At 71.7% G+C, this 16532-nt stretch carries 14 protein-coding genes; all 14 read right to left on the reverse strand.

Translation table 11 applies throughout. The features are described 5' to 3' along the window. Positions 1 to 16: 16 nt before the first annotated feature. On the reverse strand, positions 17 to 2719 hold the full coding sequence (locus tag AB0E78_RS40495; protein ID WP_361844297.1) for a fumarate reductase/succinate dehydrogenase flavoprotein subunit: 2703 nt from the start codon (positions 2717 to 2719) through the stop codon (positions 17 to 19). 56 nt (positions 2720 to 2775) lie between these two features. Next, the gene (locus AB0E78_RS40500; protein WP_361844300.1) at positions 2776 to 3579 is read right to left on the reverse strand and encodes an ABC transporter ATP-binding protein; all 804 of its coding nucleotides are present in this window, start codon (positions 3577 to 3579) and stop codon (positions 2776 to 2778) included. A 3-nt stretch (positions 3580 to 3582) separates the two neighbouring features. Next, positions 3583 to 4446 carry an ABC transporter permease gene (locus tag AB0E78_RS40505; protein ID WP_361844302.1) on the reverse strand — a complete coding sequence of 288 codons (864 nt, stop codon included), beginning with the start codon at positions 4444 to 4446 and terminating at the stop codon, positions 3583 to 3585. After that, positions 4443 to 5792, reverse strand: coding sequence for an ABC transporter substrate-binding protein (locus AB0E78_RS40510; RefSeq protein ID WP_361844355.1), 1350 nt, complete (start codon positions 5790 to 5792; stop codon positions 4443 to 4445). Before AB0E78_RS40510 ends, AB0E78_RS40505 begins: the two co-directional genes overlap by 4 nt. Before the next feature lie 53 nt (positions 5793 to 5845). Next, positions 5846 to 6073: a ferredoxin family protein gene (locus tag AB0E78_RS40515; RefSeq protein ID WP_361844304.1), complete on the reverse strand. Its 228-nt coding sequence runs from the start codon at positions 6071 to 6073 to the stop codon at positions 5846 to 5848. A 50-nt stretch (positions 6074 to 6123) separates the two neighbouring features. Beyond that, positions 6124 to 6903 (reverse strand): GntR family transcriptional regulator, encoded by a 780-nt coding sequence (locus tag AB0E78_RS40520; protein ID WP_361844307.1) that lies wholly within the window; start codon positions 6901 to 6903, stop codon positions 6124 to 6126. Positions 6904 to 7092: 189 nt separating this feature from the next. Continuing rightward, the gene (locus AB0E78_RS40525) at positions 7093 to 7842 is read right to left on the reverse strand and encodes a GAF and ANTAR domain-containing protein (protein WP_361844309.1); all 750 of its coding nucleotides are present in this window, start codon (positions 7840 to 7842) and stop codon (positions 7093 to 7095) included. A gap of 248 nt (positions 7843 to 8090) precedes the next feature. Further along, positions 8091 to 8894, reverse strand: coding sequence for a DUF1295 domain-containing protein (locus tag AB0E78_RS40530; RefSeq protein ID WP_361844311.1), 804 nt, complete (start codon positions 8892 to 8894; stop codon positions 8091 to 8093). Further along, positions 8891 to 10180, reverse strand: a complete 1290-nt coding sequence (locus AB0E78_RS40535; protein WP_361844314.1) for a cyclopropane-fatty-acyl-phospholipid synthase family protein — start codon at positions 10178 to 10180, stop codon at positions 8891 to 8893. Before AB0E78_RS40535 ends, AB0E78_RS40530 begins: the two co-directional genes overlap by 4 nt. Further along, positions 10177 to 11469, reverse strand: a complete 1293-nt coding sequence (locus tag AB0E78_RS40540; RefSeq protein WP_361844358.1) for a cyclopropane-fatty-acyl-phospholipid synthase family protein — start codon at positions 11467 to 11469, stop codon at positions 10177 to 10179. Before AB0E78_RS40540 ends, AB0E78_RS40535 begins: the two co-directional genes overlap by 4 nt. A gap of 26 nt (positions 11470 to 11495) precedes the next feature. Continuing rightward, on the reverse strand, positions 11496 to 12242 hold the full coding sequence (locus AB0E78_RS40545; protein ID WP_361844361.1) for a DUF1365 domain-containing protein: 747 nt from the start codon (positions 12240 to 12242) through the stop codon (positions 11496 to 11498). Continuing rightward, positions 12236 to 13513 carry an FAD-dependent oxidoreductase gene (locus AB0E78_RS40550; protein WP_361844316.1) on the reverse strand — a complete coding sequence of 426 codons (1278 nt, stop codon included), beginning with the start codon at positions 13511 to 13513 and terminating at the stop codon, positions 12236 to 12238. Before AB0E78_RS40550 ends, AB0E78_RS40545 begins: the two co-directional genes overlap by 7 nt. A gap of 114 nt (positions 13514 to 13627) precedes the next feature. Beyond that, positions 13628 to 14317 carry an alpha/beta fold hydrolase gene (locus AB0E78_RS40555; RefSeq protein ID WP_361844319.1) on the reverse strand — a complete coding sequence of 230 codons (690 nt, stop codon included), beginning with the start codon at positions 14315 to 14317 and terminating at the stop codon, positions 13628 to 13630. 191 nt (positions 14318 to 14508) lie between these two features. Further along, positions 14509 to 16488 (reverse strand): hypothetical protein, encoded by a 1980-nt coding sequence (locus AB0E78_RS40560; protein ID WP_361844321.1) that lies wholly within the window; start codon positions 16486 to 16488, stop codon positions 14509 to 14511. Positions 16489 to 16532 lie beyond the last annotated feature (44 nt).

Consider the following 16532-nt stretch of genomic DNA (forward strand, 5'->3'; position numbering starts at 1 on the left):
GCGCTTCGCCCTCCCTTCAGGCGGGCGCAGCCGCCCGAGCCGCGTAGGCGCGGACGTCCGCGTCCGGGTCCAGTACTGCCGTGGTGAGTGCCACGCGGGCTTCCTCGTGCGCCGAGTGTTCCAGGAGGGACAGGACCGCTGCCTTGCGAACGTCGGCGTTGGGGTCGGCGAGGGTTCTGGCGAGGGCGGGGACGGCCCGTTGAGGGGTGGCCGCGGACAGTGCCGTGGCCGCGCCCGTGCGGACCTGCCAGGACGGGGCGGTCAAGGCGTCCACCGCCATGTCGTCGTACGGGGCGGGGCAGCCGGCGGAGGCCAGGGCCGCGAGTGCCGCAGCGCGGACCAGTATGTCGGCGTCGTGGAGCAAGGGGGTCAGCGCTTCCGGCGTGTGCAGGCCGCGCGCCACCGTGACGCGGACCTCGCGGGCCGGGTCCGTGGTGGCGCGGGCGACGGAGTCAAGGGCGTCGACCGAGACCAGGGCGCGTACCGCCGCGATACGGACCTCGATGTCCGGGTCGGCGAGCGCGGAGGCGTACGAGGTGGCCTCGCCGAGCCGCAGGGCGCGCAGGACGTCCAGTGCGGTTGCCCGGACCAGGGCGTCCTGCTGAGCAAGGGCGTCGTGGAGACCCCGGGCCAACTCCCGCTCCGCAGGCAGGACTTCGACCAGTTCGAGGAGTGATGCGGCAGCCGCGGCGCGCACGCCGGGATCAGGGTCCGCCAGGGTCTCGGCGAGCGCCGGGCCCGTACCCGTGGGCACGGTCTCGGTGAGCGCGGCCACGGCGGCCCGGCGTACGGCGGGGTCCGGGTCGGTCAAGAAGGGGCGCAGCCGGGGGAGTTCGGACTCGCTCTCCTCCGTGAGGGCCAGCAGTTCCAGGATGCGGGGGGAGGGGGAGGCGGCCGTGGCGTCCCGTGACGTCGGTGCGGTGATGCGGGGGCCGGAACCCACGGGGGCGATGTCGCGCTGACCGGCGGTGGCCACGTGCTCCGGGTGCACCTCGCCCAGGTGGCGTGACGCGCCGCCGCTCGGCGTGAACTCGTCGACGGGGACCAGGTACGGGTCCACCGGGCGTGCCGTGAACTCCATCGCCCCGGAAGGGGACTTTCGCAGGTCCAGATGGTGCAGCCAGCCGTCGTCGTCACGCTTCGGGTGATCCAGCCGCTCGTGGTAGAGCCCCCAGCGGGACTCGGTGCGCGCCAGCGAGGAACGGGCCGCCATCTCGGCGCAGTCCCGGATGAAATGCACCTCCGCGCAGCGCATCAGCTCATGCGCGGTCTGCGCCCCCATCCCGTCGATCTCGCCGCGCATCCGCTCGAAGTGGTCCACGGCAAGCGAGAGTCGGGCGCCCGACTTGGGCGGGGCGACGTAGTCGTTGACGAAACGGCGCAGCTTGTACTCGACCTGCGGTTGCGGAGGGCCGTCCGGGTTGCGCAGCGGACGGTAGATCAGCTCGTGCGCGTCCCGCACCTGGGCGGCAGGCAACTCGCCCTCGTACGCGCTGAATCGGGAGGCATCCTCGCCCGCCAGATCACCGAAGACGAACGCGCCGATCATGTAGTTGTGCGGGACGCAGGCCAGGTCCCCGGCGGCGTACAGACCGGGCACGGTGGTGCGTGCGTGGTCGTCCACGCGAACGCCCGATGCCGAGTGGCCGCCGCACAGACCGATCTCGGAGATGTGCATCTCGATGTCGTGGGTGCGGTAGTCGTGGCCGCGGTTCGCGTGGAAGGTGCCCCGCGTCGGGCGCTCGGTGGAGTGCAGGATGGTTTCGAGCGCGCTGATGGACTCTTCCGGGAGATGGCTGAGCTTGAGGTACACCGGCCCCCGTTCGGAGGCGAGTTCGGCGGCGAACTCCGACATCATCTGCCCCGACCAGTAGTCGGAGTCGACGAAGCGCTCGCCGTGCCGGTTGACCTGGTAGCCGCCGAAGGGGTTGGCGACGTAGGCGCAGGCGGGACCGTTGTAGTCCTTCATCAGCGGGTTGATCTGGAAGCACTCGATGCCGGTGAGCTCCGCGCCCGCGTGGTACGCCATGGCGTAGCCGTCCCCCGCGTTGGTGGGGTTCTCGTACGTGCCGTAGAGATAGCCGCTCGCGGGCAGGCCAAGACGCCCGCACGCGCCGGTCGCGAGGATCACGGCACCGGCACGCACGGTCACGAACTCGCCCGTCCGCGTGTTGAATCCGACCGCGCCGACCGCCCTGCCGTCCGCCGTGAGCACCCGGACCGGCATCACGCGGTTCTCGATGCGGATGCGCTCCCGCATCTCGCGGCGGCGCAGCTGCCGGTAGAGGACCTTCTTGACGTCCTTGCCCTCGGGCATGGGCAGGACGTACGACCCGGAGCGGTGCACCTGGCGCACCGCGTACTCGCCGTGTTCGTCCTTCTCGAACTTCACGCCGTAGGCCTCCAGGCGCTGCACCATCGAGAAGCCGCGGGTCGCGGTCTGGCGGACGGTGGACTGGTCGACGATGCCGTCATTGGCACGGGTGATCTCGGCGACGTAGTCGTCGGGTTCGGCGCGGCCGGGGATCACGGCGTTGTTGACGCCGTCCATGCCCATGGCGAGGGCGCCGGAGTGGCGGACGTGCGCCTTCTCCAGGAGGAGCACGTCCCGGCCCCGCTCGGCAGCGGTGAGCGCCGCCATCGTGCCGGCCGTTCCGCCGCCGATGACGAGGACGTCACAGGAGAGCTCCTGCGCGTCGGTGACTGCGGGGATCTGCATGGAAGGGCCTCTCAGGTGCCGAGGATCAGGTGCCGAGGAGTGACGTGCCGAGGGAGTCAGGTGCCGAGGGAAGTGAGAACCGTGCGGCGCAGCTCCACCGTGGCGGGGTCGCCGTGGGCTGTACGGTCGCGGGGGCGCGGCACGTCCAGTACGCGGGGGACGCGTCCCGTGCCCGTGCCGAGGAGGGCGACGCGGTCCCCGAGGAAGAGCGCCTCGTCCACGTCGTGGGTGACGAAGACGACGGTCGCGCCCGTGCCGCGCAGCACGTCGGCCAGCAACTGCTGCATCCCCGCCCGGGTCTGCGCGTCCAGCGCGCCGAACGGCTCGTCCATGAGGACGGCCCGGGGCTCGCCCGCGAGGGCGCGAGCGAGCTGGACACGCTGCGGCTGTCCGCCCGACACACGGTGCGGCAGTGTCGCGCCGTGCCCGCCCAGGCCGACCCGCTCCAGCCAGCTCTCCGCCTTGGATCGACGCTCCGTCCGCCTCAACCCCTTGATGGCCAGCGGCAGTTCGACATTGGCCCGGAGCGTGCGCCACGGCAGCAACGCGTCGTCCTGGAAGATCAGTGCCCGCTCCGCGTCGGGAGCGGTGATGGGGCTGCCGTCCTGGGTGACCTCCCCGCCGAGCGGCGGGAGCAGCCCGGCGAGGGTGCGGAGGAGGGTGGATTTCCCGCACCCGGAGGGGCCGACGACGGTGAGGATCTCGCCGGGCGCGATGTCCAGTTCGAGGCCGTCGAGGACCGCCGTGCCCTCCCGGCCGACCGACGCGTCACGCAAGGTGAGCCGGGTGCCGAGGGCCGGAGCGTGGGCGGGTGCGAGGGCGGTCGACGGGGGTGTGGTCATGTCGGGGGGAGTGGTCATGGGTCACGCCTCCTTGGCGACTTCTGAGGTGGCGGGAGCCGCCGGGTGCGGGACCGGGGCCCTGCGCACGGACCGGCGCCGCGGAACCGGCGCCCCGGTGCGGGACTCCGTCCGGGGGAGCCACCTCGTCACCCGGCGGCCCAGCACCTCCACCGCGGTCGACGTCATCCACCCGAGCGCGCCGATCGTGACCATGCCGACGAAGACGCCGGGGTAGTCGACCACCGTGTAGTCCTGCCAGGTGCGGTAGCCCACCCCGTACTCGCCGGAGATCATCTCTGCCGAGATCACACAGATCCACGAGACACCGATGCCCACGGAGAGCCCGCCGAGGATGCCGGGCAGCGCCCCCGGCAGGACCACCGAGCCGAGCACACGCCACCGGCCGCCCCCCATGGTCAGGACCGCCTCCTCCCAGACCGGGGTCAGGGCCCCGACGGCGTGCCGGGTGGAGACCATGACGGGGAAGAACGCCGCGGTGAAGGTGATGAAGACGATGCCCTGCTCATTGCTGGGGAAGAGCAGGATCGCCACCGGCACCAGGGCGATCGCCGGTATGGGCCGCAGCACTTCGAGGACAGGGCCGAGCAGGTCGGCGGCCAGCCGCGAGCGCGCGATCGCCGTGCCGACGGCCACCCCCGCGACCGCCGCGAGCGCGAAGCCGGTGACGATGCGGCTGAGGCTGTCGGTGAGGTCCTGCCAGTACGCTTCGCCGCCGACGCGCCGCCCGAACTCCCGCGTGACATCGACGACCGTCGGGAACTGCTCGAAGCGCAGCCACAGGTCGACGTCGAGCGCGGTCAGCAACTGCCACAGGCCGAGCGCTCCGGCCAGCGACAGGAGGCGCACGAGGTGACGGAACGTCATGATGCCCGCCTCATGGCCTTGTTGTACGAGATGGCGTGGGCGCCCGGGTGCGCCGTGCGGTAGGCGCTGGCCGCGGAGGGGGTGACGAACGGCAGCAGCTTCTTGCCGTCCGCGACCCACCGGGCCTTGTCGGCGAACCAGAGCGTCCCGGTGGTGGTGTCGGGGACGTAGGCGGCCCGCACCCCGCCCTGTCGCGTGGCCGCCTGACGCAGCATCTGGGCCGGGGTGCCGAAGGACCGGGTCCTGTCCTCGCCCTTCAGCCAGAGCTCGCTGCGGGGCGGCCCGGGGTTGGCGGCGAGCGCCTTGGAGTAGCCCTTGCCGTACGCCTTCTTCACGTACCGCCCGTCGACGAAGCCGTCCACGTCGACGTCGCCCACCAGCTTCGCCGACTTCAGCACGGGCACGTCCTTCTTCAACGCGGCCACCAGCGCCGGCTTCAGCGTGGGGTCGAAGGTGGCGATGCCGTGCGCGCCGTTGTAGAGGTAGACGACCTCGGCCGGGAGACCCGTGGACTTCGCCACCGACTCGGCGGCCGCGACCGGCCGTTCGTCGAGATAGCCCGTCGCCTTGATCTGGGCTCGCAGGAAGTCTTCCAGGACGCCGGGCCGCTTCTTGGCGAAGTCCTCCCGCGCGGTGACACCGTGGAAGGTGGGCAGGTCCAGCTCCGCGCCGTCGTACAGCGCTCGGGCCCGGCCCTGGTACGCGAGCAGCCCCGGCCACGCCACGAACTGCGACAGCGCGTCCGCGCCGCCCGCCTGGAGTGCTGAAGCACCCACCGCGGGCTGCTGGTTGAGCTTGCGGACGTCCTCCTCGGGATCGATGCCCGTCTGCCGCAGCGCCCGTACCAGAGTGCCGTCGGCGGCCGAACCGACGCTCGTCGAGACCTTCTTGCCGCGCAGGTCCGACAGCGAGGACAGCTTCGAACCGGGCGCCGTGACAATCGTGTTGAGGCCTCCGCGGAGGTTGTACCCGGTGACGGAGACGAGCTTCGTCGGCCGGTTCAGCTGGGCGCCGCGGGCCGCGTTGATCAGCAGGGGGAAGTCGCCCATCGAGCCGATGTCGATCTTCCCGGCGGTCATCTGCGCGGTGATGGGCGCGCCGGTGGCGTAGTCCTGCCACTTCACCTTGTAGGTGACGCCCTCACGTCTGCCGCGCGCGGCGAGTTCCTGCTCGAAGTAGCCGAGCGAGCGCAGCAGCGTCCCGGCGGTGACCGTGTTGATGGTCTTGGACTGGTAGCCGATGGTGATGGTGATGGTACCGGAGTCGTCCGCGCTCGCCCCGCCGCAGCCCGCCAGGGAGAAGGCCGTCAGGGCGGCCAGGGAAGCGCTGAGGGCCGTGCGTTTCATGTTCATGGGAGTGAGCCTCTCGACCGTGCCGACGCCGGTTTCCTGCTGCGGCTTCACCGGAGCAGGTAGGGCATGTTGACCGTGACCGCGCCGGTGGGGCAGCGGGCCGCGCAGGGCCCGCAGTACCAGCACTCGTCGACGTGCATGTAGGCCTTGCCGCTGTCCGGGTTGATCGCGAGGGAGTCGAGCGGGCACATGTCGACACAGAGCGTGCAGCCGTCGATGCACTTCGACTCGTCGATGGTCACGGGCACGTCGGCGCGCTGGGGGGCCAGAGGCATGGCTGTCTCCAGGAAAGAGGTGGCAGGCGAAAAGAAGCGGGGACGGTGGATCAGTGGGCGCGGTGGAGCAGCCCGCTCATGGCGATGCGGTCACCGCGGAAGCGGATGAACTCCAGGTCCACGGGGCGTCCGTCGGACAGCGACGTGAGCCGTTCCAGCATGAGTACGGCGGCGCCGCGGGGCGCTTCGAGCACGGCGGCGGAGTGCACGTCGGCGTTGACGGCCTCCAGGGTGATCTCGGCCGTGCCGAGCGCCTGCCCGGTCAGGGTCTCCAGGAGACGGAACACATCCGTGTTCTCCAGGTCGCAGCCGAGGAGGCCCGCGCCGATGTCCATCGGGATGTAGGTGAGGTCGAGCGAGAGGGGCAGACCGCCCAGCCGGCGCAGCCGCTCGATGTAGAGCACGTCGGTGTGCTCCACGAGACCCAGCCGCCGGGCCACGGGTGCGGGCGCGGGGACGGGACCGACCGTACGGACTTCGTTGGTGACGTCGCCGTGTTCGCGCAGGGTCTCGGCGAGGCCCTGCAATCGGTCGAGGCCGTGCGGATACTTCTCGGACACCACCACGGTGCCGACACCGGGCTGCCGTTCGAGCAGCCCCTCCGTACGGAGCAGATCAAGCGCCTGCCGGACGGTGTTCCGGGAGACGCGGTACTCGCTGCCGATGGTGCCCTCCAGCGGCAGTACACCGCTGGGAAAGCCCCCGGTGCGCACCTGGTGGCGCAACAGGTCGGCGAGCTGCCGCGCCTGGTCCGCACGCAGTCGGCGCCGTCGGGCGGCGGCTGCGTGCGGACCGGGCACGGTGTGCTCGCGGATACGTTCGGCTGGCATGCGAGGGACCATACCGACGCTGCCGCCGCCGTGGTGTTGCCGGAGTATTGCGCCACCCGGCGCACTCCCCGCGCGGCCTCTGACCTGCGGGTTCGTGAGGATCACGGAGAGATCTGCCAGGCGGGGCCAGGTTCTGGGCGGTCCGGCGGGCAGATTGCCGGCGAGGGGCCGGGTGGGCGGGCGGGGGAATCAGCGGTCAGGGGCGAGCAGAGTGTCCGCCGCAGCCCCGTTCAGGACTTGGTGGGCCACATCGGCGAGCTTGAGCTGGCGGTTCCTGGCATACGTGCGCATGCGCAGCAATGCCTGGTCCGCGCTGCACCCGCGGGAGTTGGAGAGGTACCCCTTGGCCTGCTCGATGGTGATCCGGGCTGCGAGGGAGCCCTGCAACCGCGCGATCTGTGTCCGCTGCCCCCGCAGCACCTGCTGCTGGATCACGCAGATGGTGGCGGTGTCCGCCAGCGCCTTGGCCAGGTGCAGCCGGCCGTCGTCCAGCGGTCGGGGCCGGTCATGGAGGAGGCTCAGCGCGCCGACCACCGTGTCCTGGAAGCGCAGGGGGACCGTCGCGACCGAGGTGAAGCCAAGGAGCAGGGCGCGCGGCGTGAAGCGGGGCCACCGTGCGGAGGCGGCATCGACGTCCAGCCGGACCTCGGACACGTGGGACCGGGAGCGACTGCAGTCCCGGCACGGGCCCTCGTCCCATTCGAGGCCGAACAGTTCAAGGCCGCGGGTGTGCTCGTCGGAGGCCGCCACCTCCACGACGCGGTCGTGCGGAATGTCGAGCAGGACCCCGGACGCGGACACGTCAAGGAGTTCCACGCAGTGCGCGGTCAGGGTCCGCAGGACGTCGTTCACGCTCACGTCCCGCACCAGGGGGGACGCGAGATCCACGAACGCGGACGCAAGCCGTTCCTCGCGCTGCCTCTTGGACATGGCGGTCATGCCGCCTCTCCCTTCCGTGGGCACACCATCCACAGCGATCGGCGGCCGTGCGCCGGCAGTCCGCCGCGCGGAGGGCGGTGTGAGGGGGAACGGCCGCAGGGGGGAATCATCTCCAAGCTACCGCGCCCGGTCGTCACGTATAGAGGCACGATGCTGTGACTCCGCCCGCGGGGCGCAATTGACACCCTGCTTTCGCTCAGTCGAAAGCGGGCTTACGTTCCGTCCGACAGCGTTTCTCCCGGCGTCCTTTACGTGGAGCGCGGTGGCCTCGGGAAGAAGCCGCTGGTGCGCCGCTGGTAGGCGGCGTAACCGGGCCGGTCCGCCATATGCCGTTCGAGCAGCGCTTTCCCGCTGCCCCGCGTCAGCAGATACGTCATCACCGCGGGGCCGATGATCGTCGCGGCGGCCGCCACCGGCGCCTCGCACGTGATGAGGAAAAGCCCCCACCAGACGCAGAAGTCACCGAAATAGTTCGGATGGCGCGTCCAGGACCAGAGGCCGCGGTCCATGAGACGTCCTTTGTTGGCCGGATCCGCCTTGAACCGGGCGAGCTGGAAGTCCCCGACCGTCTCGAAGGCCAGACCGACCAGCCACAGGACCGCTCCCGCGGCGGCGAGCACGCCCAGCGGTCCGCCGATGTAGGCGGCGGCCTGCACCGGCAGGGACACCAGCCAGACCAGACCGCCCTGCAGCAGATAGACCATGCGCAGGGCGTAGGCGTTCTTGTTGCCCGGCGCCTTGGACAGCAGCCGTTCGTAGCGCGGGTCCTCGCCGTGGCCCCGCGCGCGCCAGGCGATGTGCCCCGCGAGCCGCAGGCCCCACACCACCGTCAGAGCCGTCACCAACAGCCGTCGCCCCTCGTCGCCGTGGCCCGCCGAGAGGACGTACGTCATGAGGGCGACGGCCGCGAAGGCGATCCCCCAGGCGCAGTCCACGACGCGGTGCAGCCCGCGGCGCAGCGCGACCGCGAAGGTGGCCAGGAGCACGGCCAGGGCGGTGAGCGCGGCGAAGGCGAGATTGACGCCGAACGCGCCCCAGGCGAAGCCGTTCACGACGCACCGCCCGCGCGGTGCCAGCCGGCCGTCGTGGCGGGCATCCCCGACCAGCCCAGGTCACTGGTGCGTATGGCGAGAATCTGGTCGACGCCCATGCGCCTCTCCTCGAACGCGAGCGAGCCGCCCACGAGATACAGCCGCCAGGTCCTGGCCGCCTCCACCCCGACCAGCGCCACGAACTCCTCCCAGCGCTCCTCCAGCGTGGCCCGCCAGGCGTTGACGGTGCGCACGTAGTGCTCGCGCAGCGACTCGGCCGACCGCACCTCGAAGCCCGCCCCCTCCCACAGGCCGATCGTCTCGCCCAGGGGGCGCATGTGCATGTCCGGCGCGATGTACGACTCGATGAACGCGCCGCCGCCGGGGGCGGTGGACCCGCGGGACATCTGCTGGACGAGGATCCGGCCCTGCGGCCGCAGCAGACCGTGCAGTTGAGCCGCGAACCCCGGGTACTCCGTGTCTCCGACGTGCTCGCCCATCTCGATCACGCTGATGGCCTCGTACTGTCCGTTCTCGATCGCGCGGTAGTGCCGGAGCTGTACGTCCACCTGGTCGCCCAGGCCGCGCTCGCGCACCCGCGCCCGTACGACATCCCGCTGCTCACGGGACAGCGTCACGGCCGTGACCTGCGCCTTGTGCCGTTCTGCCGCATAGAGGGCGAGCGATCCCCAGCCACAGCCGACGTCGAGCAGCCGGGAGCCGGGGGCGAGCCCCAGCTTCCGGCAGACCAGTTCGAGCTTGGCTTCCTGGGCGTCCGCCAGGCCGTACCGCGGATCCTCGCTCGCCCAGTAGGCGCAGGAGTACGCCAGGGAGGCGTCGAGGAGCAGTTCGTAGAAGCGGTGCGAGACGTCGTAATGGTGGCTGATGGCGGCCCGGTCCCGGGCGGTGCTGTGCCGCAAGCCCCGCAGCCGGGCACGGCCCGCGGGCGCCTTCGGGGGCGGGCCGACGGCGCCGAGCCGGGCCGCGGCCGCCACGGCGGAGGCCAGCTGTCCCACCCCGGGCCTGACCGGGGCGAGCCGCTGCTCCCGGGCCCCGGCCCACATGGTCCGCAGCCCGTCCGCGAGGTCACCCTCGATGTCGAGGTCACCGGTGATGTACGCCTCGGCCAGGCCGAGTTCGCCCGGCTGCCACAGCAGACGGCGCAGCGCACGGCGGGAGCGGACGATGACGACCGGAGTGCCCGGCGGCCCGCACTCACTGCCGTCCCAGGCGCGCAGCCGCAGCGGCACGGGCCCGCCCAGTACGTCGGCGAGAAGTCCGTTGAGGCGCTCAGCGGTGGAGGTCACTGTCCTGCTCCGTCCTCGGTCGGCTCTCCGGTCAACTGGATCTGGTGCACGTCGAGATAGCCGGAGCGGAACCCGGCCTCGGAATAGGCGAGGTAGAAGTCCCACATGCGCCGGAACGTGGCGTCGAAGCCCAAGTCGGCCACCCCGTCGTCCTGTTGGGCGAAGCGCTCGCGCCACAGGTGAAGCGTCTGCGCGTAGTGCGCGCCGAACCCGTCGCACGCGGTGACCCGGAGGCCGGTGTGGGTGCGCGCGGTCTCCTCGATGGCCTGGACGGAGGGCAGCAGGCCGCCGGGGAAGATGTACTTCTGGACCCAGGTGAAAGTGTTCCGGCTGGCCAGCATGCGGTCGTGCGGCATGGTGATCGCCTGGAGCGCCACCGAACCGCCCGGCGCCAGCAAGGAGTCCAGGGTGCGGAAGAACGTGGGCCAGTACTCCGCCCCGACCGCCTCGATCATCTCCACGCTCGCGATCGCGTCGTATCTGCCGCGCACCTCGCGGTAGTCGCACAGCTCGATGCGGACGCGGTCCTCGTACCCCGCGGCCCGTACCCGTTCTTGGGCGAGGTCGCGCTGCTCGGCGGAGAGGGTGACCGAATGGACGCTCGCGCCCCGCGCGGCCGCACGGACGGCCAGGGCGCCCCAGCCCGTGCCGATCTCCAGCAGCCGCGTGCCGGGCCCCACACCGCACAGGTCGAGCATCCTGTCGATCTTGCGGTGCTGGCCCGTCTCCAGGTCGGACCAGGTCGCGGGCAACTGGTCGAACAGCGCGGATGAGTAACTCAAGGACTCGTCGAGGAACAGCGCGAACAGGTCGTTCGACAAGTCGTAGTGGTGCTGGATGTTGGCCTGCGCGCCGCTGGGCGTGTTGCGCTGTTCGGCCGGCTTGCGGGGTGCCCAGAGCGCGCGCAGTCGCTGCAGCGAGGGCGGTACGAGCGTGGCCGCGTGGTCGGCCAGTACGGCGAGCACCGCGACCAGGTCCTGCGCGTCCCACTCGTGCGCCATGTACGACTCGCCGAATCCGACGAGGCCGCGCGTCGCGACACGCCGCAGGAAGCTGTCGGGATCGCGTACCTCCAGCAACGGGCCGCCCGAGCCCCACCGTTCACCGCCGCCCATCGCCACGTGGAGCGGCAGGCCGTCCAGGGCGTGGCGCACGACGATCCTGGCCGCCGCGCGCCGGGCGGCGGAGCAGGACGGAACGGCCGCGACATCGGGCCACCGTCCGGCGTCGACCGGGCCCCGCGGACGCGAGACGCCGGGTGTTCCGGATGCGTCGGGTGTACCGGACACGCCGGGTGCTCCGGATACGGACGTACTCACTTCAAGCCCTCCTGGGGACGATGCCGGGGTCGGTTCTGCACGGGCAGGCCACGCAGCCACAACGCGATGCCGTGCCGCCGGATGGACGCCGATACGGCCACCGTCGACCAGGGGTGACGGACGGCCGCCCGCAGCAGCGCGCCTGGGGTGGCGGGCCGGCGCTCACCGCGCACGGTTGCCGTGAACTTCCGGTGGCCGCCCAGGTCGAGGTGCAGGGTGATGCCGAGGCGCTCTCCTGGCAGGGGGAGCCGCATCCGGTACTCGCCCTCGACCGGGAAGAACGGCGAGACGTAGAACTCCTTGGGCACGTCCGCTCGCTGCGCGGCCTCGGGGCCCATGAGGTAGCAGTGCCGCTCGCCGTAGGTGTTGTGCACCTCGGCCACCACGCAGCGCAGTTCGCCGCCGGGGCCGTGACACCAGTACAAGGAGAGCGGGTTGAAGACGTATCCGAGGACGCGGGCGTGGGCGAGCATCAGCATGCGACCGCCGTCCAGCGTGATCCCGCGGGTGGCGAGGAATGCTTCGAGGCCCGCCTTGATGTCCGTGTCCGCGCCGCCGAAGTGGTCGCGGCCTTTGAAACGGGCCAACGGACGTAGCGCGGAAGGCAGTTGTGGTGGCTTGTCCAGGTCGATCAGCCACAGGTAGGTGCGGTGCGTGAGCTTGTACCCAGGCGGGCCGGCACGGACATGGGTGATGACGCTCGGATACAGCGCCGGCGCCGGGCCGGGGGAGGTGTTCACCAGCGCACCCCCATCGCCAGGGCCGCCTCGACCCCCGAGCGGCAGCCGTCCTCGTGGAAACCCCAGCCGTGATAGGCGCCCGCGAACGCGGTGACGGGCCCGCTCAGCGAGGAGAGCCGTCGCTGCGCGGCGACCGACTCCGGTGTGTAGACGGGGTGCTCGTACGCCATCCTGGCCAGCACCCGGCCCGGGTCCACCACGCTCTCCCCGCCCAGGGTCACCACGTACGTCTCGGGAGCGTCGAGTTGCTGCAGGCGGCTCATGTCGTAGCTGACCCGCACGTGGTCGGTCGTGGCGCCGCACGAGGGGAGCAGGTAGTTCCACGAGGCGCGCGCGGAACGGCTGCGCGGCAGCACGCTGGTGTCGGTGTGCAGCTGGGCGGGGTTACGGGAGTAGCGGAAGGCGCCGAGGATCTCGCGCTCCTCCGCGGACGCGTCGGCCAGCAGCCGCAGCGCCTGGTCCGGATGGACCGCGACGACCACCGAGTCGTACGAGTCGGTCGTGCCGTCCGCGGTGGTGAGCGTCACGCGGCCGTCGTCACGCCGCACGGACCGCACCGGCGTCGATGTGTGAACGGTCTGGAGCTGCTTGCCGATCCGCTCCACGTACTCCCGCGAACCACCGGCCACGGTGCGCCAGGCGGGAGACCCGGTGACCGTGAGCATCCCGTGGTGATCGAGGAACCGGAACAGGTAGAGCGCCGGATAGCGCAGGGCCGTACCCGGCGGACAGGACCACACCGCCGACACGAGCGGCACCGCGAAGTGCCGGACGAAGTAGGGGGAGAACCGGTGGCGGTCGAGGAACGCGCCGAACGTGCCGTCGGAATCCGTGTCTGCCACGGACTGCGCGAGGGCCTCCGACGCCCTGCGGTGGAAGCGCGGTATCTCGGCGAGCATGCGCAGGTACGGGACGCGCAGCGCGTTGCGCGGCTGCGCGAACAGGCCGCGGGGCCCGCGCGCGCCCGCGTATTCGAGGCCGCAGCCCTCGCACCGCACGGACATGCTCATCTCCGTCGGGCGCGAGGTGACGTCCAGTTCGCGGAAGAGACGGAGCAGGTTCGGATAGGTGCGGTCGTTGTGCACGATGAACCCGGAGTCCACGCTGCGTGTCCGGCCGTCCGTTCCCGGCACGTCGTGGGTGTGGGCATGGCCCCCGAGCCGGTCGTCCGCCTCGTAGAGGGTCACGTCATGTGCGGATCGCAGGATGTACGCGGCGGTGAGCCCCGCCACCCCGGATCCCAGCACCGCCGTACGCCGTCGCTGTTCTCTCATTCCGTCCCATCTCCTCGTCCGGATCCGCCGGACGTGCTGTGAAGATGATTCGGAGCGGAACGTCCCGCGGCTTGGTCAAGAACGAGGCGATCTTCGGCCGAGGGATCAGCGGGGTCAGTAGGCCGTGCCGGTGGGGGGAAACTGGTCGGCGATCAAGGGCGGGAGATCCGCGAGGTCCAGTAGACCGGCCACCGTCCTCCCGGCCAGCGTGTGCCATGCGTGGGCCCGCCTCAGCATGGCGTGGCCGCTGCCGTGCATCAGCACGATGGCCGCCTCGGCGCCCGCGGCGGTGGCACGCCTCGCGAAGTCGAGGGAGGAGCGGGGATCGGTCGTACGGTCCTGGTCGCCGTGGAGCAGGACCACGCGGCGGCCGCTCAGGTGTGCCACCGGTTCCCCGGTGGGGCACCAGGGGGCCAGGCCGACCACCGCTCGCACCAGCGGATCCCCGGCGGCACGCAGGGCGGCGCGGGCCCCCATCGAATGCCCCACCAGGACGGTCGGCACGTCACCGGCGAGGAGCTCCAGCTCGCGCAGGGCCTGACGGGCGTCCCGCGCCGCGTCCTCCCGCTCGCCATTCCAGCCGCGGACGCGATAGCGCACCCGCCCGATCAGCACCGAGCCTCCCGCCGTGGACTCACGGATCTCGCCCTCGAAGAGCCGCAGCCGCGCGCGCGGCAGATTCCACGGCGGGGGTGCCTCGGTCCCGTGCTCGCGGCCACCGTGCAGCAGGAGCACGGCCGCACGTGGCTTCTCGACCGGTCCGGTCGGCTCCAGCGCCGGGCGGTGGCCATCGCGGAAGGGCACAGGTACTCCTCGACATGTCGGTGACCGGCCGAACGCGGTGGACGTGATGGGCCTGATGGACGTGGTGGACGTGGTGGACTCGGCCGACGTGACTGATTCGGAGCCGCGCCGGTGTCCGGATTGGTCGTACGACGCGATTGCCTCCGCCTCCTCGACCCCCGGGCCCGCCTTACCCACATCTCCACCGCCGTCTAGCGCGGGGAGCGCGAGCCGACCTCGTCCAGCCTCTCACCGTCCGCCAGGCGCGCCCGCACCGTCGCTTCGGGGCTCTTTCGAGCCTTGACGGCCAGTGTGCGCCCTCGCTCGGTCACATCGACATCACCGGTCACATCGATCTCTTCGACCTCGCGGCTGCCCGCAGCGAGGAAGTAGTGACGCCCGGAGCCCGCGGTCCAGGGCGTACCGGCGACGACGTGCTGGCCGAACCGGCTGCAGGCGGCGGTCGAGCGTGCTCGCCCGACGACCCGCGCCGGTCCGGTGGCGGACGCCGTGGACGCACGGAACTGCACCAGGACGCTCCCTGGGCCGCGCCAGGTGGAGGCGCGCGTGCAGGACCACACGGCTCGGCCGCCCTGCTCGGGCAGCTTCTGCTCGGCGAAGTCCCATTGGTTGACGGACCGCACGCCGCTCCGGCTCAGCTCGGGGAGCCGGCACGCGATGTGGGCCCAACTCCGCAGTGCCGTACCGCTGGTGGCCTCGCGCGGCTGTCGCGGCGGGGCTCCGGTGCCGGGCAGCGGGGTGTAGCTGAGGTGCACGGGCGTCAGGTCGCCCAGGTCGGTGACGAGGAAGGCGTGCTTCTCCACGATCCGGCTGGAGGAGCGCAGTTGCAGCACCGGACGGCTGGCGCACGACCCCGCCCCCGGCGGTTCGGCGACGGGATCGGTGACGCCCTCGTCCGACACGTCGAGCGGACGGCCGGGGGAGTTGGGGGTCAGCAGGTCGCGCGTCTGCGCCTCGGCGATCCAAGGGGCCGTCAGATAACGGACCTTGCCCGCCTCGCGGCTGACGACGAGGGCGGCTGCCGTGGTCACGTCCGACTCGTCGGAACGGGAGATGTCCAGGGACGCGTCGCCCGGCGATGAGACCGGCTCGCCGTAGCGGACGACGCGCCGGCCGTCGTGGAACAGCACGACCGCCTCCCGGCCGACGTCACCCGCGTACAGCAACTGGGTGTCCTTGGGCGGGGGTTCGTCGGTGGTGGCTTTGCCGACGCTGATCCGGGTGCCTCGCGGCGGATCGTTCCAGGCGACGAGCGCGCGGGTGATCAGCGCCTCGTCGTCGGTGCGAGGACCGCGGGCCGGCCAAGCGGTGAAGTCCACCCGCGAGGTGTCGGCCCAGGCGTCCCGTGGGGTGCGGAGCAACTGTTCGGGTCCGACCGCGAGGGCGGCGACGGCGGCGGGGGACGGGGACGGTCTGTCCGAGGGCGCACCCCCGACGGTGGTCAGGAGCACCGCACAGCAGAGCGCGACGATGCCCGCGGTGAACCAGGCGAGCTGGTGACGACGCCTGCGGCGCAGCAGATCGGTCGGGCGGGTCTGTACGGAGCAGGCGTCGAACTCCCGCGAACGCAGCAGCGCTTGGGTCGCCGGGCCCGCGGCTGCCTCGACGTCGCAGGCGGTGCGCAGTGCCTCCTTCGGGCGGGGCACACCGGCGGCGGTGAGCAGGTCGACGACCTCGGGGCGGGGCAGCCCCTCCAACTGGAGCAGCACGAACGCCGCACGGGCGGAGGCGGGGATCTCGGAGAGGACCTGCCCGAGCGCGACCTCCTCGCCGCTGCCCGCGCGAGGGAATAGCCGCAGCCCCCAGACCACCGGAAGCATGGGGCGCAGCGCTCGGGGAGGCGGCAGGAAGCCGGGCCAGCCACGCGGACGACGGTCATGGGCCAGTGCCGAGCGCAGGACACGCGCCCGCATGCAGGCCACGGCGGGGTCGGGCGTCCGCCTTCGCTGTGGGGGCACCCGGGGCGATGCCCGCCCGATGCGGAAACCCGGTAGTGCGCGTTGTACCAGTGCGTGGGCGACAAGGACTCGTCGGTGCCTGCTGAGGGTGTGGGGGAGCGTGAGGTAGGCGAGGCGTACGAGGCGGGTGTACTGGTCGACGATGACGGCCTCGGCCTGGTCAAGGGCCACCCGCCCGGACCCGCTCGTCGAGCGCCGTTGCGATGTGCTCATCGATCAAGAAGCCTTCCAAAGGCTGACGACGTTGCGTCCTGACC

The sequence above is a fragment of the Streptomyces sp. NPDC032198 genome (assembly GCF_040636975.1).
Lineage (GTDB): Bacteria > Actinomycetota > Actinomycetes > Streptomycetales > Streptomycetaceae > Streptomyces.